19 protein-coding genes and 1 pseudogene are annotated in these 23,988 nt (G+C 67.2%); 3 read left to right on the top strand and 17 right to left on the bottom strand.

Annotated features, from left to right (window positions below):
• Window positions 1-70 precede the first annotated feature (70 nt).
• The 5 genes from G9473_RS04840 to G9473_RS04860 are packed head-to-tail and all read right to left on the bottom strand — an operon-like array spanning window position 71 to window position 5,390.
• Window positions 71-979 carry an ADP-ribosylglycohydrolase family protein gene (locus G9473_RS04840; RefSeq protein WP_291136572.1) on the bottom strand — a complete coding sequence of 303 codons (909 nt, stop codon included), beginning with the start codon at window positions 977-979 and terminating at the stop codon, window positions 71-73.
• Window positions 980-1,030: 51 nt separating this feature from the next.
• Entirely contained in the window at window positions 1,031-1,888 is an 858-nt protein-coding gene (locus G9473_RS04845) for a methyltransferase domain-containing protein (RefSeq protein WP_291136576.1), read from the bottom strand.
• On the bottom strand, window positions 1,888-3,297 hold the full coding sequence (gene lpdA / locus G9473_RS04850; RefSeq protein ID WP_291136579.1) for a dihydrolipoyl dehydrogenase: 1,410 nt from the start codon (window positions 3,295-3,297) through the stop codon (window positions 1,888-1,890). The genes G9473_RS04845 and lpdA overlap by 1 nt, the downstream gene beginning before the upstream one ends.
• A gap of 42 nt (window positions 3,298-3,339) precedes the next feature.
• Window positions 3,340-3,831 (bottom strand): hypothetical protein, encoded by a 492-nt coding sequence (locus G9473_RS04855; protein ID WP_291136582.1) that lies wholly within the window; start codon window positions 3,829-3,831, stop codon window positions 3,340-3,342.
• A 50-nt stretch (window positions 3,832-3,881) separates the two neighbouring features.
• Window positions 3,882-5,390, bottom strand: a complete 1,509-nt coding sequence (locus tag G9473_RS04860) for a 2-oxo acid dehydrogenase subunit E2 (protein ID WP_291136585.1) — start codon at window positions 5,388-5,390, stop codon at window positions 3,882-3,884.
• Window positions 5,391-5,514: 124 nt separating this feature from the next.
• Between G9473_RS04860 and G9473_RS04865 the strand changes: the two genes are divergently transcribed.
• Entirely contained in the window at window positions 5,515-5,964 is a 450-nt protein-coding gene (locus G9473_RS04865) for a universal stress protein (RefSeq protein ID WP_291136589.1), read from the top strand.
• A gap of 3 nt (window positions 5,965-5,967) precedes the next feature.
• On the opposite strand, the gene G9473_RS04870 is transcribed toward G9473_RS04865, so the two are convergent.
• The 10 genes and pseudogenes from G9473_RS04870 to radA form a co-directional block, all read right to left on the bottom strand.
• Window positions 5,968-6,483 (bottom strand): peroxiredoxin-like family protein, encoded by a 516-nt coding sequence (locus tag G9473_RS04870; RefSeq protein WP_291136592.1) that lies wholly within the window; start codon window positions 6,481-6,483, stop codon window positions 5,968-5,970.
• Window positions 6,484-6,541: 58 nt separating this feature from the next.
• Window positions 6,542-8,838: pseudogene (gene rnr, locus G9473_RS04875) on the bottom strand (ribonuclease R).
• Between the two features lie 25 nt (window positions 8,839-8,863).
• On the bottom strand, window positions 8,864-10,258 hold the full coding sequence (locus G9473_RS04880) for a M28 family peptidase (RefSeq protein ID WP_291136595.1): 1,395 nt from the start codon (window positions 10,256-10,258) through the stop codon (window positions 8,864-8,866).
• Window positions 10,259-10,296: 38 nt separating this feature from the next.
• Window positions 10,297-11,841, bottom strand: coding sequence for an aminoacyl--tRNA ligase-related protein (locus G9473_RS04885; protein WP_291136598.1), 1,545 nt, complete (start codon window positions 11,839-11,841; stop codon window positions 10,297-10,299).
• A gap of 50 nt (window positions 11,842-11,891) precedes the next feature.
• The gene (gene phaR, locus G9473_RS04890; protein ID WP_291136601.1) at window positions 11,892-12,473 is read right to left on the bottom strand and encodes a polyhydroxyalkanoate synthesis repressor PhaR; all 582 of its coding nucleotides are present in this window, start codon (window positions 12,471-12,473) and stop codon (window positions 11,892-11,894) included.
• 72 nt (window positions 12,474-12,545) lie between these two features.
• Window positions 12,546-13,589: an alanine racemase gene (gene alr / locus G9473_RS04895; protein WP_291136604.1), complete on the bottom strand. Its 1,044-nt coding sequence runs from the start codon at window positions 13,587-13,589 to the stop codon at window positions 12,546-12,548.
• Window positions 13,579-15,255 carry an MFS transporter gene (locus tag G9473_RS04900; protein ID WP_291136607.1) on the bottom strand — a complete coding sequence of 559 codons (1,677 nt, stop codon included), beginning with the start codon at window positions 15,253-15,255 and terminating at the stop codon, window positions 13,579-13,581. The genes alr and G9473_RS04900 overlap by 11 nt, the downstream gene beginning before the upstream one ends.
• Window positions 15,256-15,325: 70 nt before the next feature.
• Window positions 15,326-15,775 carry an iron-sulfur cluster assembly scaffold protein gene (locus tag G9473_RS04905; protein ID WP_291136610.1) on the bottom strand — a complete coding sequence of 150 codons (450 nt, stop codon included), beginning with the start codon at window positions 15,773-15,775 and terminating at the stop codon, window positions 15,326-15,328.
• Window positions 15,772-16,311, bottom strand: coding sequence for a CvpA family protein (locus G9473_RS04910; RefSeq protein WP_291136613.1), 540 nt, complete (start codon window positions 16,309-16,311; stop codon window positions 15,772-15,774). The genes G9473_RS04905 and G9473_RS04910 overlap by 4 nt, the downstream gene beginning before the upstream one ends.
• Window positions 16,312-16,323: 12 nt before the next feature.
• Window positions 16,324-17,691, bottom strand: a complete 1,368-nt coding sequence (radA, locus tag G9473_RS04915; protein ID WP_291136616.1) for a DNA repair protein RadA — start codon at window positions 17,689-17,691, stop codon at window positions 16,324-16,326.
• Window positions 17,692-17,763: 72 nt separating this feature from the next.
• On the opposite strand from radA, the gene G9473_RS04920 reads away from it, so the two are divergent.
• On the top strand, window positions 17,764-20,088 hold the full coding sequence (locus G9473_RS04920) for a patatin-like protein (protein ID WP_291136619.1): 2,325 nt from the start codon (window positions 17,764-17,766) through the stop codon (window positions 20,086-20,088).
• A 43-nt stretch (window positions 20,089-20,131) separates the two neighbouring features.
• Here the strand turns inward: G9473_RS04920 and dnaJ are convergent, their stop codons facing one another.
• Complete coding sequence (gene dnaJ / locus G9473_RS04925; RefSeq protein WP_291136623.1) at window positions 20,132-21,280, bottom strand: molecular chaperone DnaJ; 1,149 nt, start codon at window positions 21,278-21,280, stop codon at window positions 20,132-20,134.
• Between the two features lie 85 nt (window positions 21,281-21,365).
• A complete protein-coding gene (dnaK, locus tag G9473_RS04930; protein WP_291136626.1) occupies window positions 21,366-23,300 on the bottom strand; it encodes a molecular chaperone DnaK in 1,935 nt (644 codons plus the stop codon).
• Window positions 23,301-23,480: 180 nt separating this feature from the next.
• Between dnaK and G9473_RS04935 the strand changes: the two genes are divergently transcribed.
• Complete coding sequence (locus G9473_RS04935; protein ID WP_291138232.1) at window positions 23,481-23,963, top strand: copper chaperone PCu(A)C; 483 nt, start codon at window positions 23,481-23,483, stop codon at window positions 23,961-23,963.
• Window positions 23,964-23,988 lie beyond the last annotated feature (25 nt).

Here is a 23,988-nt window from a genome sequence, read left to right on the forward strand (position 1 = left end):
GCCCGCGCAGAGGAACGAGGCGCGCCAGCGCCGAGGACAATCCCACCCTGCCCACAGCAGCGCGCTCGGCTCAGACCGCCCCCGGAGCGACCAGACCATCCGCCGCCGCAAGCAGCCTTTCGCGCCATGCCACTCGCGCGAGCCATTCCTCCGGGATCCCCTCCAGCCCGAATCGCGCCCCGGCAAGCTGGCCCGCAATCGCGGCGGTCGTATCGGCATCCTCGCCGAGATTGGCGGCAAGCAGGATTATCTCGCGATAATCGCCCCCTTGCGCATTGCACCACAGCGCCGCCTCGAGCGAATGGATCACGTAGCCGCTGCTTTCGATCTGCGAGCGATCCTTGTCGCGCCAATTCCCGGCGAAAACGGTGCCGACGGGGTCATCGAAGCCGAGCGCCCGGGCGGCTTCGAGCGCTTCATCGAAGCCCGCGCCGTGGATCGTCTCGCGCAGCAAGACGGCCCAGCCCTCGCAGGCGTCCAGGCAAGCATCGGCGGCATGGGTGGTCGCACTCTGGCGACGCGCAGCTTCGCGCATGGTGGCCGCATCGCTCATCGCCCCCCTGATGGCGACCGGAGAAAGGCGCATCAGCGATCCGTTGCCGGCGGACCGGGGATGGCTCGACCCGGCGAGCGGGTCGCCCGAGCGCTCATAGCGGGCAAGGGCATCGCGCGTCGTAATGCCGATGTCGAAGCAGTCGCCGGTCGGTGAATAGGCCCCCTCGCGCCACCACGAAACGAAGCGCCGCATGAGGTCGTCGAGGTCGAGAAAGCCGCATTCGACGATGCTTTCGGCAAGCGCGAGCGCCATTGCGGTGTCGTCGGTCCATGTCCCGGCAGCAAGGCCGAAGGGCCCTCCCCCGACCATGTCGGTAAGCGGCGGCGCGCTGTCGCGGGGGCGGAATTCGAGGGTCGTGCCGACGGCATCGCCCACGGCGAGTCCCAGCAGCGCGCCCCTTGCCCGGGATGTGAGTTCCGTCACCTGCGCCTCCCCCTTATCTCCCTGCTTTCCCGCGCAAGCCCGGACGCGGCCTCACGCCCGCGCAGTGACGAGCCACGCCTTGGCGGCCATCAGCACACCCTCGCCCGGCACGTATCGCTGCTCGAACAGGGCGAGGAGGTCGGCCCGGATCGCCTCGCGCAGCGCCTCTTCCTGTTCGTCCACCACACGTCCCACGCCCATCGAGGACAGCACCATGTCCAGCGCCTCGGCCGGAGAGGCATCGCGCCCGCCGATGGCCTGCTTGCCCTCATAGGCGTCGATGTCGGGAGCGCCGAAGCCGGCCGCAGCCAGCACTTCGCGCAGATAATCGAGATCCTCGAAGGCGAACGGCCCCGGTGCGCGCGGCTCGGCGCGGGGAACCTCGACGTGTTCGCGCACCACGCCCATCATCTCCATCATCCACAGGTTCTCGCGCGGCGGGCCCCATACGGCGAGGTCGATCCGCGCGCCCGCTTTCAACAGCGAGCGCAGGTTGGCGAAGGCGGCGGCGGGCTCAGCGAAGAACATCGAGCCGAAACGCGAGAACAGCCGGTCGAAAGGCGGCTCGTCGAGCGACACTTCGCCCGCGTCGGCGCACAGGAAGCGGGCATTGGCGATGCCCTCCGCCTCGGCCCGGCGCGTCGCTTCGGAGACGAGGCCGGGCGCGATGTCGATGCCGAGCGCCTCCCCGCCCGGAGCGACCGCGCGCGCAATCGCCTGCGTCGTTGCTCCCCCACCGGGCCCGATGTCGAGCACCCGCTCGCCCGGTTCATAGGCCGCGCGCGCCAGAAGCGCGTCTCCGATCGGCGCGATCATCGCCTCGAAGCGGTCGAGATTGGCGAGCCAGCGCTCGCCCATTTCGCCCGCCCAGTCCTCGCCCTTGAGCGGTTCGGCTGCGGTCTCGGACATCAGAAGTGCACCGCCCGGCCATAGGCGTCGAGCACGCTTTCATGCATCATCTCGGACAGCGTGGGATGCGGGAAGACGGTCTGCATCAGCTCTTCCTCGGTCGTCTCGAGCGTCTTGCCGATCGTGTAGCCCTGGATCAGCTCGGTCACTTCCGCCCCCACCATGTGCGCGCCGAGCAGTTCGCCGGTTGTCGCGTCGAACACGGTCTTGATGAAGCCTTCCGCCTCGCCCAGCGCGATTGCCTTGCCGTTGCCGATGAAGGGGAAATTGCCGACCTTGGTCTCGTGACCGGCTTCCTTGGCCTGCGCTTCGGTCATGCCGACGCTGGCGACCTGCGGGTGGCAGTAGGTGCAGGCCGGAATCGCATCGCGGTTGAGCGGGTGGGGGTGCGCGTCCTTGCCGAGTTCCTTGGCGATTGCTTCGGCTGCGGTGACGCCTTCGTGGCTCGCCTTATGCGCGAGCCACGGGCCCGGCGTGCAGTCCCCGATTGCCCAGAGCCCCTTTGTCTTCGTGCGGCCATAGGGATCGATCCGGATGAAGCCGCGGTCCATCTCCACCAGCTTCTCGATCCCGATATTCTCTGTATTGGGCACGATGCCGATGGCGCTGATGACATGGCTGAATTCGCTGGTCGACGTCTTGCCCGCCTTGTCCTTGATCGTCGCGGTGACGCCTTTCGCGCCCACTTTCAGGTCCTCGACACCCGCGCCGGTCATCACCGTAATGCCCTGCTTGGTCAGTGCCTTCTCGAGGAAGGCCGACACGTCCGCATCCTCGACCGGCACGATGCGGTCGAGCAGTTCGACCACCGTCACCTCGACCCCGATGTCGTTGTAGAAGCTGGCGAATTCGATCCCGATCGCGCCAGAGCCGATGACGAGCAGCTTGGTCGGCTTTTCCGGCGGGGTCATGGCATGGCGATAGGTCCAGATGCGTTTGCCGTCGGCGGGGGCGAAAGGCAGGTCGCGGGCGCGCGCGCCGGTGGCGAGGATGACGTGTTTCGCGCCAAGCTTCTCCTCGCCCTTGTCCGATGTCACCGTCAGCGAGGTCGGGCCGGTCATGCGCCCCTCGCCCATGTGGACCGTGATCTTGTTCTTCTTCATCAGGTGCCCGACGCCCTGGTTGAGCTGTTTCGCGACGCCCCGGCTGCGCTTGACGATCGCTTCGAGGTCGGCCTCGATCTCCTTCGCGGCGAGCCCGTAGTCCTTCGCGTGTTGCATATAGTGGAAGATTTCGGCCGAGCGCAGCATCGCCTTGGTCGGGATACAGCCCCAGTTGAGGCAGATGCCGCCGAGATTCTCGCGCTCGACGATGGCGACCTTGAGCCCGAGTTGCGCGGCGCGGATCGCGGCGACATAGCCGCCGGGGCCCGAGCCGAGAACGATCACATCATATTGGGTTTCGGCCATGTTTGGCTCCTGGTGGGGGTGCGAAAGGAAGGCGCGCGAGGCTCAGCCCGCGACGAGCTTGACGAAGTTCTCGTCCACCCAGCCCTGATTGCACGGCCCTTCATAGGCGCGCACGCTCGAGACGGGAGAATTGGTGCCGCAGCTGATGTCCGTGCCTTCGGGGGCGTAGACGATGCCGATCCAGTCGCCGACCTGCTGGCACATCGACACGCCCTGCCCTTCGCCGATGCGGTCGACCTCGACCGATTCGCGCGAAGGCGCCGCGCGCACGGGGAGGGTCGGGTTGCCGTCGGGCAGGTCGCGAATGAGGCCGTAGCCCGCGCAGGCATCGAAGCGCGGCCCGTCGAAGCCGATCCGCACCGCGCGCGGCGGCACTTCGCCCGGGTCGGTCACGGCTTCGGGGCTCGCCTCAATGGTCTCAGGCTCGATCCGCGTTTCGTCGGCGCGGTCGCCTCGCGGATTGTCGCAGGATGCGAGAGCGAGCGAAGCGAGGGCGAGCGTTCCGAGCGGGAGGGTGGCAAATCGTGCAATCATGGCTGCGGGTCTATCCTGCATGGCTCCTCAAGGCCAGTCGGGGGCTGCGATCAGACCACCAGCCCCATCGGGTTCTCGATCAATTGCTTGATCGCCTCCATCAGCTGCGCGCCTTCCGCCCCGTCGATCGCGCGGTGGTCGAAGCTTCCGCTCGCGTGCATCACGGTCGCGACCTCGACATTGCCGTCGACCACGAAGGGCTGCTGCTGGCCCGCGCCCACCGCGAGGATCATGCCCTGCGGCGGGTTGATGACCGCGTCGAACTGCTTGATCCCGTACATCCCGAGATTCGACAGGCTCGCCGTGCCGCCCTGATATTCGTGCGGCATCAGCTTGCCCTCGCGAGCCTTGGCGGCGAGCTCCTTCATCTCGGTCGAGATCTGCGCCAGCCCCTTGGTGTCGGCGTGGGTGATGACCGGCGTGATGAGGCCCGAAGGCGCGGCAACCGCGACCGAGATGTCGGCGCGCGAATAGCGGCGCATCGTGTCGCCGTGATAGCTCACGTTGCACTGGGGCACGCGCATCAGCGCGCGGGCGAGCGCCTTGATCAGAAGGTCGTTGACCGACAGCTTGATGCCGTCCGCTTCGAGGCTGGCGTTCAATTGCTTCCTCAGGTCGAGCAGCGGGTCGAGCCGGATGTCGATCGTGAGGTAGTAGTGCGGGACGGTCTGCTTGCTCTCGGTCAGGCGGCGGGCGATGACCTTGCGCACGTTTGAGAGCTTCTCTTCCTCGAAGGGCGCGCCGTGGTCGGGCACGTCCTGAGGTGCGGGAGCAGCGGGCGATTCGGCGGCCGCCGCAGGCGCGGGCGCAGGAGCCGGGGCGGCGGAAGCGTCAAAACCTTCAATGTCGGCCTTCACGATCCGGCCATTGGGCCCGGTCCCGGTGACCTGCGCAAGGTCGATACCCTGCTGCTCGGCCATGCGCCGGGCGAGCGGCGAGGCGATGATGCGCTCACCCGAAGAGGAAGGTGCAGGAGCGGGCGAAGGTGCGGGCGCCGGAGGCGGGGCCGGAGCGGGGGAGCTGGCCCCGGTCACCGAAGCCGCTCCGCCGCCGCCCATCGCCGCTTCGACATCGCCCTTGGTGATCCTGCCCTTGGGGCCGGTCCCCTCGATCTGGGAAAGGTCGATGCCGTTGGCTTCGGCCAGTTTGCGCGCGGTCGGGGAAGCGGCGGGGCCGTCCTTCGCCTTGGGAGCGGGACTGGGCGATGGGGCGCTGCTTTCGGCGGGCTTGGGTGCGGGCGCGGGCGACGGAGCGGGCTGCGGCGTCGGCGCGGGCGCGGCGCTTTTCTCCGGCACGGTCACGTCGCCCGCATCCTCGCCCTCTTCGGCGAGCATGGCAATGATCGTGCCGACCTTCACGTTTTCGGTCCCCTCGGCAACGGCGATCTTGGCGAGGACGCCTTCCTCGACTGCCTCGAATTCCATCGTCGCCTTGTCGGTCTCGATCTCGGCCATGATGTCGCCCGGCTCGATCCGGTCGCCTTCCTTCACCAGCCACTTGGCGAGCGTGCCCTCCTCCATCGTCGGGGAAAGGGCGGGCATCTTGATTTCAATCGCCATGGTCGCGTGGGTCTCCCTTGCCTTCTCGCGCGGCTCCGCTCTGGCTTATCACGGCTCCACGGGCAAGGTCTTGCATTGCAGCGAATTTGACAGGATACCCGCCAGCCGGAGCGGACCTGAAGCAATGCGCACATTCCTTGTCGTCACCGATGAAAGCGAAGAATCGCGCTCCGCCCTGCGCTTCGCCGCGCGGCGCGCGGTCGCTGTGGGCGGCGCGGTCCATATCCTCGCACTCGTGCGCCAGCCCAATTTCAGCGCTTTCGGAGCGGTGCAGGCGACGATCGAACAGGAAGCGCGCGACCGGGCGGAGATGCTCGCGCACGGGGTTGCGGGTAACCTGCTCGCCGAAAGCGGGATCATGCCGACGATTTCGGTAAAGATCGGCAACGGGCAGAAAATCGTGCGCGAATTCCTCGACACGCACAAGGAAGTCGCAGCCCTCATCCTCGGCGCCGCCGCCGGCAACAGCCCGGGGCCGCTGGTAATGCATTTCTCGGCTCATGCGGGCACGCTGCCCTGCCCGCTCTACATCATCCCCGAGAACTACGACGAGGCCGAGGCCGACCACGGCTGAGCCTCAGGTCCGCTGCCCGCGCGGGGGATAATCCTGATCAAGCGCGATCTCGATGCCCTCGATGAGGTCGTCGAGCGGCGGGCGGGTGAAGGGCGCTGACTGGACCTGCGCCATGTAGAGCGTGCCGTCGGGGCGGACGAGGAACAGGCCGGGCTCGGAAAAGACGTCCGGCTCGTCCGATCCCTCGCGCGCCTGCGAGATGTAAAGCCCCCATTCGCGCGCCGTGCCCTCGTCCATCGCGTAGGCCAATGGCAGGTCGCCGGTCTTCCAGTCGGAATCGACCGTCATCGCGCGGTCCTTGGCATCCATCGACACCGCGACCGGGTTGATCCCGTGCTCGGCGAGCGCCTGCACCTTGCCGCCCATCTCCTCGAGATAGGAGCGGCACACGGGGCAGTGGCTGCCGCGATAGAAGGCGACGAGCGTGAAATTGTCCGGGCGCTGTTTCGAAAGGTCGTATTGCGCGCCGATGGTGAGCGGCAGGTCGAGTGCGGGGACGGGCTGTCCGGGCGTGAGCATTGGCGGGTTCTCCTTGGTTCACAAGACCAATGAGCGCGCCGGCCCCCGCGTTCCGACGCTACTTCTTGCGCCGCCCCTGGTGGCGGATATTGCCCGGACGACCGCGCTTGCCGACCGCGTATTTGCCCGCCTTGCGCTGCCCTTCGCGGCGGGGCTTCCTTTCGGGCCGCTTCCCGCGCGGTTCGATTTCGCTCGTATCGCTGTCGGGGAGCACGAACTTGAGCGCGCCGGTCAGCGCATTGGCTTCGGCAAGCTTGAGCTTCAGCCGGTCGCCCACGGCGAAGACCGTGCCCGTCCGCTCGCCGATCAACGCATGGGCCGCTTCGTCGTGGTTGAAATAGTCATTGCCGAGCGTCGAGATCGGCACGAGCCCGTCGCCGCCCAGCCCCTCGATCGTGGCGAAGAAGCCGAAGCCCTGAACGCCCGTGATGCGCGTGTCGAACACCTCGCCCACCCGGCCCGAAAGCCAGGCTGCGACATAGCGGTCGATCGTGTCGCGCTCCGCCTCCATCGCGCGGCGTTCGGTCTGGCTGATCGCGTCGGTGATCTGGGAGAGGTTCGCCCGGTCGCGGTCGGCAAGTCCGGTCGTGGGCGGCAGCGAGCCGGGCGGCTTGGGCTGTTCGAGCCCATAGGCATCGACCAGCGCGCGGTGGACGAGAAGGTCGGAGTAGCGCCGGATCGGCGAGGTGAAATGGGCGTAGGACGCCAGCGCGAGGCCGAAATGCCCGGCATTGGCGGGGCCGTAATAGGCCTGCATCTGGCTCCGCAGCACGGCCTCCATGACCTGCGCCTTCTCCGCCTCGTCCGAGACGTCCTTGAGCATCCGGTTGAACAGGCCCGGCGTGATGACCTGTCCCAGCGCCAGCTTCATGCCGAGGGTCTGGAGATAGTCGCGCAGGGCAATCAGCTTCTCGCGCGCCGGCGTTTCGTGGATGCGATAGACGACCGGAGCGTTCTTCGCCTCCAGCGCTTTCGCGGCGGCGACATTCGCGGCGATCATGAAATCCTCGACCACGCGGTGCGCGTCGAGCCGTTCGCGCACGGCGATCTCCTCGATCTGGCCCTGTTCGTTCAATTGCACGCGCCGTTCGGGCAGGTCGAGGTCGAGCGGGTCGCGCTTCGCCCGCGCCGCGGCGAGCAGCTTCCACGCACCCCACAGGTGTTCGAGATATTCGGGCGGCTTGCCGTTGTCGACGGCGGCTTGCGCGTCCTCATAGGCGATGTTGTGGTGGATCTTCACCAGCGCGCGGGTGAAGCGGAAGGAGCTCACCTTGCCCTCGGCGTCGATATGGAGGTGGCAGGCCATCGCGGCACGCGTTTCGTCCTCGACCAGCGAGCAGACGTCGGCGGAGAGGATTTCGGGCAGCATAGGCACGACGCGGTCGGGGAAATAGACCGAATTGCCGCGCTTCCTCGCCTCGCGGTCGAGCGCGGAGCCCGGGCGCACGTAGAAGGATACGTCGGCAATCGCGACGAGCGCATTGTAGCCACCCTTCCCGTCGGGCTCGGCCCAGATCGCATCGTCGTGGTCGCGCGCATCGGCGGGGTCGATCGCGACGATAGGGAGCGCGCGCAGGTCCTCGCGCTTCGATTCCGACAGTTTCAGGTTTGCAGCGCGCCGCGCCTCCTCATGGACCTCCTCGGGGAAGATGTGCGGGATGCCGTGCTTGGCAATGGCGATGAGGCTGAAGGCGCCGGGCGCGAGCGGGTCGCCGATCACCTCGACCACCTTGACGCCCGATCGTTCGGAGCGGCCCGTGCGCTCGCACAGCACCAGTTGTCCTTCTTCCGCCTCGCCGAGGTCGCTGATGGGCGAGGCATTGCGGATGCGCTTGTCCACCGGCGCGAGCCACGCCTTGCCCGCCTTGTCGACCTCGACCACGCCGAGCAGGCCCTCGGTCCGCGCGGGAAGCTTCTTCATCGGGTAGGCGATCCAGCCCGAATCTCGCTCCTCGGTGCGGGCGAGCACGCGGTCGCCGCGTTTGAGCGCCGGCCCCTGTTTGCCGCCCCTGCCCTTGAATTCGCGCAAGGTGAGGCGCGGGGCTTATCCTCCGCATCGGGCGCCCAGTTGTCGGGGATCGCCACCGCCTCGCCGTCCTCGATCTCGACCACGCGCAGGACCGTCACCTTGGGCACGCCGCCCATGCGGTGATAGGCGGTCTTCTTGCCGTCGATCAGCCCTTCCTCGGCCATGTCCTTGAGCAGGGCCTTCAGCTTGATCTTCTCCTGCCCTTTGAGGCCGAAGGCGCGCGCGATCTCGCGCTTGCCGGCGGGCTGGTCGGAGGACTGGATGAAGTCGAGGACCTGCTTCTTCGTCGGAAGGCCCTGCGGATGCTTGGGAGAGCGTTTTGCCATATTGCCCTCCCATATGGAGACGGTGTCAGTCGCTGTCACCCTCGGGCCGTTCGACGGGTTCGAAAGCGCCGCCGGGAACGGCGGCTGCGACGGGCGAGCAATAAGCGCCGTTGCAGGCCGCAACGCCGAACAGCCAGTCGTCGCCGCGCAGGGACACGGTCTGCGCGAAAATGTCCGCCCCAAGTGCCGCTTCGGAAATCAGGGTTTCAGGCCACTTGGCATTGACGGGCGCCGAATTTCGCCAATAGGGCTCGTCGGTCCGGCGGGCATAGACCTTGTAGAGGTCTGCACCGGGCACGGCGTCCCAGGAAATCTTGGTATCCACTCGAACGGCCGCATCGGCGCTGGGCGTTGGCGGCATCGGCGCCATCGCGAGATGGTGCAGCGCGCGCACGTTGAGCCGGGTCGCGCGGGTCAGGTAGTCCCAGTCGAGCTCGTCCACCGTGTCGCCGTATTTCACGCCGTCCTCGGTGCGCAGATCCTGATGCTGGTGCTCGTAATCCTCGACCGCGACGGTCACGCGCACGGCCGGATAACCCCGGTCGAGGAAGGGAATCTGGTCCCCGCCCCGCCCCATCCGGTCGGTCCGCCAGACCTGCCGCACCTGCATCCCCTCCGGATGTTCCGCTGCAAGGTTCGCCAGCCAGCGCGACAGGTTGCGCCCCGGGCTGTCGTTCTCGCCGCCATAGCGCCGCTGGAGCGCGCGCAGGCGCTCGGTCGAATCGGCGCGCAGCCCTTCGGAGAAGACCCGCACGTGCTCGGCATCGCAAAACCCGTCCGAGCCGCAGGAATTGCCGATCATGTCGTTGTTGAGCACGGCCTTCACGGTGAAGCCCTGCTCCGTCACCCAGTCGGCGAGGATGTTCGCACCGTAAAGCCCCTGCTCCTCGCCCGTCAGCAGCGCGTAAATGATGGTCGAGGGATAGTCGTTTTGCGACAGCAGCCGGGCCGCCTCCAGCACCATGACGCTGCCCGACCCGTCATCGTTCGCGCCCGGCGCGTCGTCGGTGGCGTTGAGCGGGTCGGTGACGCGGCTGTCGTAATGCGCCTGGACGATCACGACCTCGTCCGGGCGCTCGGTCCCGCGCTGGATCGCGACGGCGTTGCGGATGAGGGTCGGCTCGGGGATGCGCCGTCCGTCGGCTTCGACCACCTTGCCCACCGCCTGCACGTCGAGGCAGCCGTCGCAGGCAGCGCCGATGCGGCGGAATTCGTCCAATGCCCAATTCACCGCCGCGCCCACGCCCCGCTCGGGATCGTCCTGCGCGGAAAGCGTGTGGCGCGTGCCGAAGCCGACGATCGTGTCCATGTCGGCGCGCAGGCGCTCTTCGGATACCTCGTCGGCCGGGGCTTCGGGTGCGGTCTGGGCGGCGAGCGGGGCCGCAAGGATCGCGGCGGCCAATGCGATGCGTCTGATCATGCCGGGCTTTCTTGCCGGAAAGCCGCGCCAACGCAAGGTCAGTAGGCGCGCGCGACGAGGATCCGCTCGACCGCCTTCTCGCCCGTGAAGATGCAGGTGCCTTCCGCCGGAGCGGCATCCTTTGGCACGTTGCGGATGGTGAGCTTTTCGCCCTTGAGCTTTTCCACCACCGCCTCGAGCGCCGCGCCGGTCGGCTTCGCCCATTCGACTTCGACCCAGCCCGGATACTTCCCGCTCGAGCCGAAGAACTCCGCGACCGCCTCCCAGCTGGCAAGACCGCGCGTGATGTTCGCATCGCGGCGCGCGCGGGCTTCGGCGAACAGGCCGTTCTGGATTTCCTTGAGCAGCGCGCCGATGCTCCCGACGAACTCGCCGCGCGGGATGAACTGCATGGCGGGCTTGCCGTTCTCCGCGTTCCACAGGGCGTCGCGGCGGAGCATGGCGACCTTGCCGCCTTCCATGTCGCGCGGGCCGACCTCGAGGATGACGGGCGCGCCCTTGCGCACCCAGTCCCAGCGCTTGGCCGACGCCTTGCCCGGCGACTTGTCGAGCAGGACGCGCACCGGCTCGCCAAGTGAGGACGACGCGGCGATCTCGGCGCGCAGGCTCTCGCAATAGTCGAGCAGCGCGCCGTCTTCGGGCTTGTCCCGCAGCATGGGGAGGATCACGACCTGATGCGGCGCGATCCGGGGCGGCACGCGCAGCCCGTCGTCGTCGCCATGCGTCATGATGACACCGCCGACCATGCGGGTCGAGGTGCCCCAGCTGGTCGTGTGGCAATATTGCTGCGTGCCTTCGCGGTCCTGGTACTGGATGCCCGCGGCCTTGGCGAAATTGGTCCCGAGATAGTGCGACGTTCCCGCCTGCAGCGCCTTGCCGTCCTGCATCATGGCCTCGATCGACCATGTCTCGACCGCGCCGGGAAAGCGTTCGTTCTCCGGCTTCTCGCCCGCGATCACGGGCATGGCGAGGTCTTCCTCGACACAGGCGCGATACATTTCGAGCGCGCGGTGGGTTTCCTTCAGCGCATCCTCGCGGCTTTCATGCGCGGTGTGGCCTTCCTGCCAGAGAAATTCGCTCGTGCGCAGGAACATCCGCGTGCGCATTTCCCAGCGCACGACATTGGCCCACTGGTTGAGCATCAGCGGCAGGTCGCGCCAGCTCTGCACCCAGCGCGCCATGGCATCGCCGATGATCGTCTCCGAAGTCGGGCGCACGACGAGCGGTTCTTCGAGCTTCGCCTCCGGATCGGGGATCAGCCCGCCCTTGCCGTCGGCGATGAGGCGGTGGTGGGTGACGACCGCCATTTCCTTGGCGAAGCCTTCGACATGGCTCGCCTCGCGCTCGAAATTGGCGAGCGGGATGAACAGCGGGAAATAGGCGTTGGCAATGCCCGCCGCCTTGATCCGGTCGTCCATCAGGCGCTGGACGCGTTCCCAGATGCCGTAGCCCCACGGTTTGATCACCATGCAGCCGCGCACGCCCGACTCTTCGGCGAGGTCGGCGGCGGAGATGACTTCCTGATACCACTTGGCGAAATCGTCTTCGCGCTTCACGTTGAGCGCGTGGCGGATCTGGGACACTGGGGATGAAATCCTGCTGGCTGCAAAAGGCTCGCGCGAGCCCCTAATGGCTACTTGCCGAGCTCGTCCAGTTTCTTCTGCATCGCCGCCATCTGCTCGCGCAGGGCGGCGATCTCGTCCTTAGCCGTGTCGCCGTCATTGTCGCCGCGGCGCACCGGCTTTTCGCCGCCACTCTTGGCGCCGGGCATGAACGCGCCTGTCGCCGCGCGCATCATCGCCATGTTGGTTTCATGAATCGCCGCAAGCGGCCCGCCGGTCAGGCCCTTTTCGAAAGCCTCGCGGATCTTGGCCTGGTTCTGGCGGAAATTCTCCATGCTCGCTTCGAGATAGGAGGGCATCATCGCCTGCATCGAATTGCCGTACATCCCGATCAGTTCGCGCAGGAAGCTGACAGGGAGCATCTGGCCGCCATTGGCCTCTTCGTCCATGATGATCTGGGTCAGGATCGAATGGGTGATGTCGTCCCCGGTCTTCGCGTCGAGCACCTGGAACTCGATGTTTTCGCGCACCATGCGGGCAAGGTCGTCGAGCGTGATGTAACTCGAGGAGGACGTATTGTAGAGCCTGCGGTTGGCGTATTTCTTGATGATGATCGCCTCGTCCGCGTCGGCCTCTTTCGCTTTGCGTGCCATGATAGGATCCCTGCCCTTGTAAGTAAGCGACAGCTTAGCACCTGCACAAAGTGCAGCGCAACAAATACCGACTCAGCGCCTCAGGCGAGCGCCCAGAACCGTGAGCAATTCATATTGCGACAGAGCGCTTTGCCGCGCAGCATCGACGAGGTCGAAGGGCACGTCGAGCCAGTCCCCGGCGGCGAGATCGGGCGCATCGGAAAGGTCGACCACCACCATGTCCATGGAGACCTTGCCGAGGATGGGCAGGCGTCGGCCTTCGCTGGAAAGGGCATTGCCCGGCCCGCGCGCGCGCAGGAAGCCGTCGGCGTATCCCATCGACACCGTCCCGACGCGCATCGGCGCGGGCGCGGTGAATTCGGCATTGTAGCCGACGCTGTCGCCTGCCTCGATATCGCGGCACTGGATCAGCTTCGCGCGCAGGCGGGCGACGGGGCGGATCGTCTCGCCCAGTTCGCCGCGCGGGATGCCGCCGTAGAGCGCAAGGCCGGGGCGGGTGAGGTCGAAGGCGTAGTCGGTCCCCAGCGCGATCCCGGCGCTGTTGGCGAGGCTGGCGGCGCGGTGCGGGACCAGATCCAGCGCGGCGCGAAACGCTTCGAGCTGGCGCAGGTTCATCGCGCTGTCCTCGTCCGCACAGGCGAGGTGGCTCATAAGCACGTCGACCTCGAGCGCGCGGATCGCCGGGTCGCCGAGATCGCGCGGCGCGACGCCCAACCGGTTGATGCCGGTGTCGACCATCAGGTGGCAGCGCCCTCCCCCCGCATCGGTCCAGTGGCTCGCCTGCTCGGGCGAATTGATGACCGGCACGGCGCCGATGTCGCGGGCGTACTCCGCTTCCTCCCGGGTGACGGGGCCGTGCAGCACGGCGATTTCGCGCGCCGGGACATGGCGCGCGACGGACGCGACCTCGCTCCAGTGCGCGACGAAGAAATGGCGGCATCCCGCCGCGCGCAGGACGGGAACGCAGGTGTCGACGCCGAGCCCATAGCAATCCGCCTTGACCGCTGCCCCCGCCGCCGCGCCGCCCGACAGCGCGTCGAGCGCCTTCCAGTTCGCCGCCAGCGCCTCGCTATCGATTTCCAGCCGGAGCGTCGGTGCGGGCGGGTCAGGCGTCATGGGCCTCTTCGAAGTCGCGCGGCGGTCCTCCGGGGATGCCCCACAGCGCGACGATCAGGCCGAAACCGACCACGATCCACGTGTACCACAGGCCCGAATAGATATTCCCCGTGCTCGCCACGATCACCCCTGCGATGAGCGGCAGGAACCCGCCGAGATAGCCCGCGCCGATGTGATAGGGGATCGACATCGAGGAATAGCGGATCTTGGGCGGGAACATCTCCGACAAAAGCGCTGCGACCGAACCATAGGTCAGCGCCGAGAGCATCCCGAGCCCGAGCAGGATGCCGACGATGCCGAGCACGTTGAGGAAGGGCGGCTCCTGCTTGGAGAAATCGAAGCCGTATTCCGAAAGCGCCGCATGGATCCCCTCGCGCCGGGCGGTCCCGTCGGTGAACCATGCCTCATCGAGTGCGATGGCCTCGCCGCCCGCCGTGAGGGTGAGCGTCTCGCTTTCCGAAAGGGTATAAGGCACGCCCGAGGCGGTGAGCGTTTCGAGAACCTTGCCGCAGCGGGTCTGGTCGCGGTCGAAGAGTTCGGCGAAGGGATCGGTCTCGCATTCAGGGCCGCTGACCGCGATCGGGGTGCGCTCGGCCGCGGCGGCGACGCCCGGATTGGCGAGGTGCCCCATGCCCCAGAAGGCCGGGAACAACAGCGCGAGCGTCAGAACCGCGCCCACGACAATCGGCTTCTTGCGCCCGACCCGGTCGGACCACTTGCCCACGACAAGGTAGAAGCTCATCGAGATCGCGCCCGCCACCAATAGGATCAGCTCGACCGTCTGCGCCTCGACGTGCATCGGGCCTTTCAGGAAGCTGAGCGCCGAGAAGAAGGCGGTGTACCAGATCGTCGTCAGGATGCCGGTGATCCCGAAAAGCGCGACGAAAATGCGCTTCTTGTTGCCGGGATAGGTGAAGCTTTCGACAAAGGGATTGCCCGAAGTCTCGCCCGCTTCCTTCATCGCCTGGAAGACCGGGCTTTCCGACAGCATCAATCGCATCCACAGCGAAATCGCGAGCAGCGCGAGCGACAGCAGGAACGGCACGCGCCAGCCCCAGGCGTTGAAATCGTCCTCGGGGATGATGAAACGGCAGGCGAGGACGACGATGATCGAAAGGACGAAACCGCCCGCGACGCTCGCCTGGATGAAGCTGGTGAAGAAGCCGCGCTTTTCGGGCGGGGCGTGCTCGGCGACATAGATCGCCGCACCGCCGTATTCGCCACCGAGCGCGAGGCCCTGTATCACGCGCAGGCCGATGACGATCATCGGCGCGGCCACGCCGATCGTGTCCACGGTGGGGATGAAGCCGACCCCGGCGGTCGCGATCCCCATCAGTGTGACGGTGACGAGGAAGGTGTATTTGCGCCCCAGCCTGTCGCCGAGAAAGCCGAACAGGATCGCCCCGATCGGGCGGAAGGCGAAGCCGACGGCGAAAGTCGACCACACCAGCAGCAGGCCGAGCGTGTCGTTCTCGACGTCGTAGAAGGCGTCCTTGAGGATGTAGGCGAGCGTTCCGTAGATGAAGAAATCGTACCATTCGAAGATGGTGCCCGCGCTCGATGCGCCGATGACGAGCTTGATTTCCTTGTCGGTGGGCTCGCGCTGGGCGACCGCCGCACCTTCGCCGATCCCCGCCGCGGCGGCCCCTGCCTGTGCTTCTGCCATCTGATCCCTATCCCCGCCGGGCGGCATTGCTGCGCCCGGTCTTCCTTCATGTGACCCGAAAGCCGTGTGTCTAGCCGCTGGAGCCCGCTTGTAAAAGCGCCGCCTCGGCCGCCTTCCACGGCATCAGCAGCGCCCCGTGCCGCCCCGGATGATCGCGCGCCGGCGCGAGCGCCTCGATCCCCGGCCAGTCGGGCAGGTCGCCCTCGCCCGAAAGCCACGCCTCGAGCGCGGCGGCAGCAGCGGCGACTTCATCGGGCCTGCGCCCCGCGATGCCGCCCGCGAGGATCGCCGCCGAGCCCTGACCGATCGCACAGGCTGCGACCTGCATCCCGATCCCCGCAATGCGCCCCTCGCCGTCCGCGTCGAAGCCGAGCGCGATGGTCGACCCGCAGGTGCGCGAGCGTCCCTCGCCCGTCAGCGCGAAGCCATCGGTGAGCGGATAGTCCGCAAGCGCGGCGGCCAGCGCCAGCAGGCTCGGCGAATAGAGCTTGTCCGCCCGCGCCCCGGCGCTGCCGGTCATTCGCCCGCCGCCGCGGCCTCGGCGGCGTCCTGTTCGGCCTGCAGCGCGGCGCGGCGCTCGTCGATCATCTGGACCAACGCCTGCGAGAAAGCATCGGCAGCCGGGTAGGTGCGCGCGGTGGTGATCCATGTCGGCCGCCCCTTGAACCCCCAGATCGTGTCGAAGCCGAGCACGAGGACGGAGAAGGCGAAAACCATGATGAGCGCGCCCTTGACCGCGCCGAAGCCGAATCCGAGCACCCGGTCGATCGGCCCGAGGATCGACCCGCGCGCAGCCTCGCCCGCGTTGCCCGCGATCACCTTCATCGCGGCATAGGGGATCAGCAGCAGCAGGGCGAAGGCGAGGATGGGGGTCGCGGGCTCGGCATCGTAATAATCGCGCAGCGCTTCGGTCAGCGGGGTGTGGAGGTAGTAGACCGAAAAGGCCGCCAGCACCCACGCGGCAAGGCTCAGCACTTCCTGCACGAGCCCGCGCAGGAAGCCGCCGATCGCGGCCACGCCGACGATGATGAGCACGATGATATCGAAACCGGTCATTCGCGAATCCGGTTATGCGCTGGCCACCACCTGGTCAACGAGGTTCATGAGGTGGGAGAGCCCGCGGTAGTCGAGCCCGGTCCCGCCCGTGCGCGCACCGGACGGGCCGAAACCCTTGGCAAAGCCGAGCTTCTCCGCTTCGCGCAGGCGCAGTCCGGTGTGGGCGACCGGGCGGATTTCGCCTGCCAGCGAGACTTCGCCAAAGAAGGTCGCCTTGTCGGGCAAGGGCCGGTCGGCGAGTGCCGAAACCAGCGCGGCGGCCACCGCGAGGTCCGCGGCCGGGTCCGACAGGCGATACCCGCCCGCGATGTTGAGATAGACTTCGGCCGAGGAGAAATTGAGCCCGCAGCGCGATTCGAGCACGGCGAGCAGCATGGCGAGGCGGCCATTGTCCCACCCCACCACCGCCCGGCGCGGGGTCGCGCCCGATTGCAGTCGCACGATCAGCGCCTGGATCTCCACCAGCACCGGCCGCGTGCCTTCGAGCGCCGGGAACACCGCGCTTCCCGCAAGCGGCTGGTCGCGGCCCGACAGGAACAGCGAGGAGGGATTGGCGACTTCCTCCAGCCCCTCGCTCGCCATCGAGAACACGCCGATCTCGTCGACCGCGCCGAAGCGGTTCTTGAGCGCGCGCAGGATGCGATACTGGTGGGATCGTTCGCCCTCGAAGCTCATCACGACATCGACCATGTGTTCGAGCACGCGCGGCCCCGCGATATTGCCGTCCTTGGTCACGTGCCCGACCAGCACCAGCGCACATCCGCTCGCCTTGGCATAGCGGATCAGTTCCAATGCGCAGCCGCGCACCTGACTGACCGTGCCGGGCGCGCCCTCGATAGTGTCGGAATGCATGGTCTGGATCGAATCGATCACCAGCAGCGCCGGCGGCTCGCCCGCCCCCAGCGTCGTCAGTATGTCGCGCACCGAGGTGTCCGAAGCGAGCCGGATCGGCGCATCCGCCACGCCCATGCGCGCGGCGCGCAGGCGCACCTGCCCGGCGGCTTCCTCCCCGCTGACATAGACCACGTCGGCCCCGCTCCGCGCGATGGTGGCTGCGGTCTGGAGCAGCAGGGTCGATTTCCCGATCCCCGGATCGCCCCCCATCAGCACCGCCGACCCCGGCACGAGCCCGCCGCCGAGCGCCCGGTCGAATTCGGCCAGTCCGGTCGTCTTGCGCACGGGCAGCGGCGTTTCCTTGTCGAGCGGGACGAATTCGAGCCTGCGTCCCCCGCTCGACAGGTCGTGCTTCTGCGAGAACACGGTCGCGGGCACGTCCTCGACGATGCTGTTCCATTCCATGCAGTCGGAACATTGCCCCTGCCAGCGCGAGGAAACGCTGCCGCAGGCTTGGCACACGTATCGTTTCTTCGCCTTCGCCATGCACGCTGCTGTAACCGGAACAAAGGCTGAACGCAATTGCATTGCCGCGCCCATGCTTTAGGGGTTTGTCCCATGCGCCAGAAGGAACTCAGGCTTGCGCTCGTATGCTATGGCGGGGTCAGCCTCGCCGTCTATATGCACGGCGTCACGAAGGAAATCTGGCACCTCGCCCGCGCGAGCCGCGCTTTCCTGTCGCACCCCGACCAGTCGGACGAGCTGGACGGCGTGGCGCTCGTCTATCGCGGCCTGCTAGAAGAGATCGAGCGCGACCACGGCCTGCGCCTGCGCGTCCTGCCCGACATCCTGACCGGCGCAAGCGCGGGCGGGATCAACGCGGTCTTCCTCGCCCAGGCGATTCGTTCGGGCCACAGCCTCGAGCCGCTGACCGATCTCTGGCTCGAAAACGCGGACGTCTCGCGCCTGACCGATCCCGATGCCGAGCCGCTCTGGCGCTATGCCAAGTTCTGGGCGCAGCCGATCGCCGAATGGTTCCTGACCCGCCCCGGCAACGCGGTAAGCGAAAGCGTCTCGCCCGAAACCCGCGCCGAGGTCCGCCACAAGGTCTCCCGCCTCGTGCGCGGGCGCTGGTTCAACCCGCCCTTTTCGGGCGATCGCTTCTCCGCCATGCTTTACGAAGCGCTGGCGAGCATGGCCGCGCAGCCGCCGGGGCCGGTGCTGCTGCCGCCGGGCCATCCGCTCGACCTTGCCGTGACGGCGACCGATTTTCGCGGCCATGTCGAGCTGCTGCGGCTTCATTCGCCGGAAATCGCGCAGGAAACCGAACACCGGATGCCGATCTCCTTCCGCTCGAAAGCGGGCGAGAAACCCGGCGTGGGAGTCGCCGACCCGCTCGAACTGGTGCTCGCCGCGCGCGCGACGGCGAGCTTTCCGGGCGCGTTCCCGCCGCTCGAACTGGCCGAGGTCGACCGGCTCGCGGCATCGCAGGGGCATCACTGGGACAGCCGCGGCGCCTTCCTTGCGCGGATCATGCCGGGGCACGTCAAGAACGGGACGGTCGACGAAGTCGCGCTGATCGACGGGTCGGTGCTGGTCAACGCGCCTTTCGGCGCGGCCCTGCGCGCGCTTGGCGGGCGCGTCGCCCAGCGCGAGGTGGACCGCCGCTTCGTCTATATCGACCCGCGCCCCGACCGGGTCCGCGCGGTGAGCGAGGAAGCGGCCACTCCGGTCGGTTTTTTCGGAGCGATCTTCGGCTCGCTTTCGACCATCCCGCGCGAACAACCGATCCGCGACGATCTCGAACGCATCGAGCAGCAATCGCGCGATGCCGCGCGCCTGCGCCGGATCGTGATGGGAATGCGGCCCGAGATCGACCGCGCGGTGGAGCGCCTGTTCGGGCGCACCTTCTTCCTCGACCGCCCGACCGCGCGGCGGCTCGCGAACTGGCGCGCGAAGGCGCACGAAGCGGCGGGCGCGCGCGCCGGGTATGCGTTTTCGGCCTATCTCCAGACCAAGTTCACCGCGCTGATCGACCGGCTCGCGCAATTGACTCTCAAGGCCGCGCCCGAACTCGGCCTTGGCGATGCGAGCCTTGTCGGCGACGTGCTGCGCGCCGAACTCGCCGCGCGCGGGCTGGACGCGCTGACGGGCGAGGATGGAACCGCGAGCGAGGCGGCCATCGCCTTCTTCCGCGCGCACGACATCGGTTTCCGCATCCGCCGCCTGCAGCTTCTCGCCCGCCGCCTGTCGCGCGACTGGGAAATCGATCCCGAAATCCCCGATGACGCGCTCGACCGCGCGCGCGAGCGGATCTACGACATCCTCGCGCTCTATTACGCCGCCGACGACAGCGAGATGCTGAGCGCCGATTTCGCCGCTCTGGCTCGTAAGGTGCTCGACGAACCCGGCGCGGTGCTCGACCATCTCGCCGCGCGCCGCCTGCTGCCCGAAACCGACATCGAGGCGGAGGAAATGCTGATCGAGGCGCTCGAGGATATGCCACGCGGGCTGAAACGGCGGATGCTGCTGACCTATCTCGGCTTTCCCTTCTACGATGTCGCCACCCTGCCGCTGCTCCAGAGCGAGGGGCTCGACGAATACAACCCGGTCAAGGTCGACCGAATTTCGCCCGACGATGCCACCTCGATCCGCGAAGGGGGCACGCGGGCCACCTTGCGCGGGGTCGAATTCTACAATTTCGGGGCCTTCTTCAGCCGCTTCTACCGCGAGAACGACTACCTGTGGGGACGCCTGCACGGGGCCGAGCGGATGATCGACCTTGTCGCCTCGACGCTTGAGAGCGGCTTGCCGCCCGACACGACCCGCAGGTTCAAGCGCGCCGCCTTCCTCGCCATCCTCGACGAGGAAAGCGAGGCCGGGCGCTGCGGCGCGGGGCTGCTGGGGACGATCCGCGCCGAGGTCGAGGAAAGGCTCGGCTAGGGCCGCCGCGAGGCTCCCTCAGCCTGCTCGCCCACTCCCTCGCTCAGCCGCCGAAGGCATCCTTGAGTTTGGACAGGAAGCTGCGGCTTTCGGGGCATTCGTCGCCGGTTTCCGTTTCGCGGAAGGCTTGCAGGATTTCCTTCTGCTTGCGCGAGAGCTTCGTCGGGGTCTCGACCTTGATCTCGACCACGAGATCGCCGCGCCCGCGGCCCTGCAGAACCGGCATCCCCGCGCCGCGCACGCGCAATTGCTTGCCCGACTGCATCCCGGCGGGAATGTCGATTGTGTTGGTGGACCCGTCGAGATCGGGAATTTCGACGCAGCCGCCGAGCGCCGCGGTGGTGAAGCTGATCGGCACGCGCGTCGCCAGCGTAGTGCCCTCGCGCTCGAACAGGTCGTGCGGCTTGACGTGGATGAAGATGTAGAGGTCGCCCGGAGGCGCGCCGCGCTGGCCGGCCTCGCCCTTGCCCGACAAGCGAATGCGCGTGCCGGTGTCGACGCCGGGCGGGATGTCGACCTTGAGCGCCTGCGGGCGGTCGACCCGGCCTTCACCGAGACAGTCGCTGCACGGATCCTCGATCACCACGCCGCGGCCCGCGCAGGTGGGGCATGGCCTCTCGACCACGAACAGACCCTGCTTCGCCCGCACCGCGCCCATGCCGCCGCACAGGTTGCACTGGCGCTCGCCCGTGCCGGGGGTCGCGCCGGTTCCGTCGCAGGTGTCGCAGGACTGGCTGACCTCGATCTCGATCTCGGTCGACTTGCCGTGGAACGCCTCCTCGAGCGTGACCTGCATATCGTAGCGCAGGTCCGCCCCGCGCCGTGCCTGCGGCCGACCTCCGCCGCGCGCGCCGCCGAAGGCGCTGCCGAAAATCGTCTCGAAGATGTCGCCGATATCGGCGAAGCCGTCCTGCCCGCCATAGCCGCCGCCAAAGCCGCCGCCGCCGCCGCTCATGCCCTGCGTAAAGGCTTCGTGGCCGTAGCGGTCGTAGGCCGCGCGCTTCTGCGGATCCTTGAGGCATTCGTAAGCCTCGCCCACCGCCTTGAAGCGCGCCTCGGCCTCGGCATCGCCCGGATTGCGGTCCGGGTGCCATTTCATCGCGAGCTTGCGATAGGCGCTCTTGATCGTCGCGCCGTCGGCATCGCGCGACACGCCGAGCGTCTGGTAATAATCCATCTGTGTCTGAGACATTGCGGTCCAGTCCCCGTCAAAGGCCCGCCGCCGAACGCCTTACCTTGTGGCAAGGCGTCGGCGGCGGGGCGCTTTCCATAGGGGCTCAGCCCTTCTTGTCTTCGTCGACCTCGGAGAATTCGGCGTCGACCACGTCCTCATCGTCCGAGGAGGTGTCCGAAGCAGTCCCGGCCCCGGCGTCGCCGCCTTCGGCGGACGCGGCCTGCTCCTGCTCGTAGATCGCCTGGCCCATCTTCATGGCGAGCTGGCTCAGCGCCTCGCTCTTGGCGTTGATCGCGTCCGGATCGTCGCCTTCGAGCGCGGTCTTTACCTCGCCGATCGCGGCTTCGATCTCGCCCTTGAGCCCGGCGTCGATCTTGTCGCCGTTCTCCTCGAGCTGCTTTTCGGTCGCGTGGACGAGGCTGTCGGCCTGGTTGCGGGCCTCGGCCTGGGCGCGGCGCTTCTTGTCCTCCTCGGCGAACTTTTCGGCATCCTGGACCATCTGTTCGATGTCGCTGTCCGAAAGGCCGCCCGAAGCCTGGATCTTGATCGTCTGTTCCTTGCCCGTGCCCTTGTCCTTGGCCGAGACGGAGACGATGCCGTTCGCGTCGATGTCGAATGTGACTTCGATCTGCGGCACGCCGCGCGGCGCGGGCGGAATCCCGACGAGGTCGAAATTGCCGAGCAGCTTGTTGTCCGCGGCCATTTCTCGCTCGCCCTGGTAGACCTTGATCGTCACCGCGTTCTGGTTGTCCTCGGCGGTCGAATAGGTCTGGGTCTTCTTGGTCGGGATCGTCGTGTTGCGATCGATCATGCGGGTGAACACGCCGCCCAGCGTTTCGATGCCGAGCGAGAGCGGGGTCACGTCGAGCAGCAGCACGTCCTTGACGTCGCCCTGCAGCACGCCCGCCTGGATCGCCGCGCCCATGGCGACGACTTCATCCGGGTTCACACCGGTGTGCGGTTTCGAGCCGAAGAAGTTTTCGACCACTTCGCGCACCTTGGGCATCCGCGTCATGCCGCCGACGAGGATGACCTCGTCGATGTCGTCCTTGGATACGCCCGCATCCTGCATCGCCTTCTTGCACGGGTCGAGCGTGCGGTCGATCAGGCCACCGACCAGCTTTTCAAGATCGGCACGCGTGATCGTCTCGACGAGGTGCAGCGGGGTGGAAGAACCCCCTTCCATGCGCGCGGTGATGAAGGGCAGGTTCACTTCGGTCGAAGCCGAGCTCGACAGCTCGATCTTCGCCTTTTCGGCTGCTTCCTTGAGACGCTGGAGCGCGAGCTTGTCGCTGCGCAGGTCCATGTTCTCCTTCTTCTTGAAGGCATCGGCGAGGTGTTCGACGATCGCGTTGTCGAAATCCTCACCGCCAAGGAAGGTGTCGCCATTGGTCGACTTCACCTCGAACACGCCGTCGCCGATCTCGAGGATCGAGACGTCGAAAGTGCCGCCGCCGAGGTCGTAGACCGCGATGGTCTTGCCGTCTTCCTTGTCGAGCCCGTAGGCGAGCGCCGCGGCGGTCGGCTCGTTGATGATGCGCAGCACTTCGAGCCCGGCGATCTGGCCTGCGTCCTTGGTCGCCTGGCGTTGCGCGTCGTTGAAGTATGCGGGCACGGTGATGACCGCCTGCGTCACGGTCTCGCCGAGATAGCTTTCGGCGGTTTCCTTCATCTTCTGCAGGATGAAGGCGGAAATCTGCGAGGGGCTGTATTCCTCGCCGCCGGCCTTGACCCAGGCATCTCCGTTCTTGCCCTTGGTGATGGTGTAGGGGACGATCTCCATGTCCTTCTTGGTCGTGGGATCGTCGAAGCGGCGCCCGATCAGGCGCTTGATCGCGAACAGCGTGTTGTCCGGGTTCGTCACCGCCTGACGCTTGGCCGGCTGGCCGATCAGGCGTTCGCCGTCCTTGGTGAAGGCGACGATCGAGGGCGTGGTGCGCGCCCCTTCGGAATTTTCGATGACCTTGGGCTTGCCCCCGTCCATGACGGCCACGCACGAGTTCGTGGTGCCGAGGTCGATGCCGATTACTTTACCCATTTCTACCCCATCCATGCTGGTTGTTGGACACCGCCGTTTCGCGCCTCCCATCAAGCGGCAAGGCACAAGGCGGCTCGTTTCTGGGGCGGATATAGGAGCGGTTTCGCTTGGCACAAGGCATGGGCCGCTTTAGTGCGTGCGGCGCACCACAGTGGGGAGAACACAGTGAATTCGAACGTGATGACAACCGCCCTTGCCGCCCCGGCCCTGCTCGCCGCTACGCTGGGCCTTTCGGCCTGTGCGGACGAGGCCGAGGCGCCCGCCGCAGCTCCGGCAGAAGGCACGATTGCCGGGATGGAAATCACCGATGCCCGGCTCGTCCTCGCCCCGGTCGAAGGCAATCCGGCGGCGGTCTATTTCAACCTTTCCTATGACGGGGAAAAGGGCCTTGCGATCCGCGATGCCGAAGTCGAGGGTGCGGGCTCGGCCGACATCCACGATGTCATGGAATACGACTTCAAGATGCAGATGAACACCTCCGCCCCGATCCCGCTGACCAAGGGGACCGAAGTCGCCTTCGAGCCGGGGGGCAAGCACATCATGGTGTTCGAGCCTTCGGACGCGCTCGCACCCGGCAGCACGGCCAAGGTCACGCTGATCCTCGCGGGCGGCGCGACCCACGAATTCGAGGCCGAGGTGCGCGAAGCCGGGGAAGAGCGCTGACATCGCGCGCGGGCGGGAGCGGGGC

This window comes from Erythrobacter sp., assembly GCF_011765465.1.
Lineage (GTDB): Bacteria > Pseudomonadota > Alphaproteobacteria > Sphingomonadales > Sphingomonadaceae > Erythrobacter.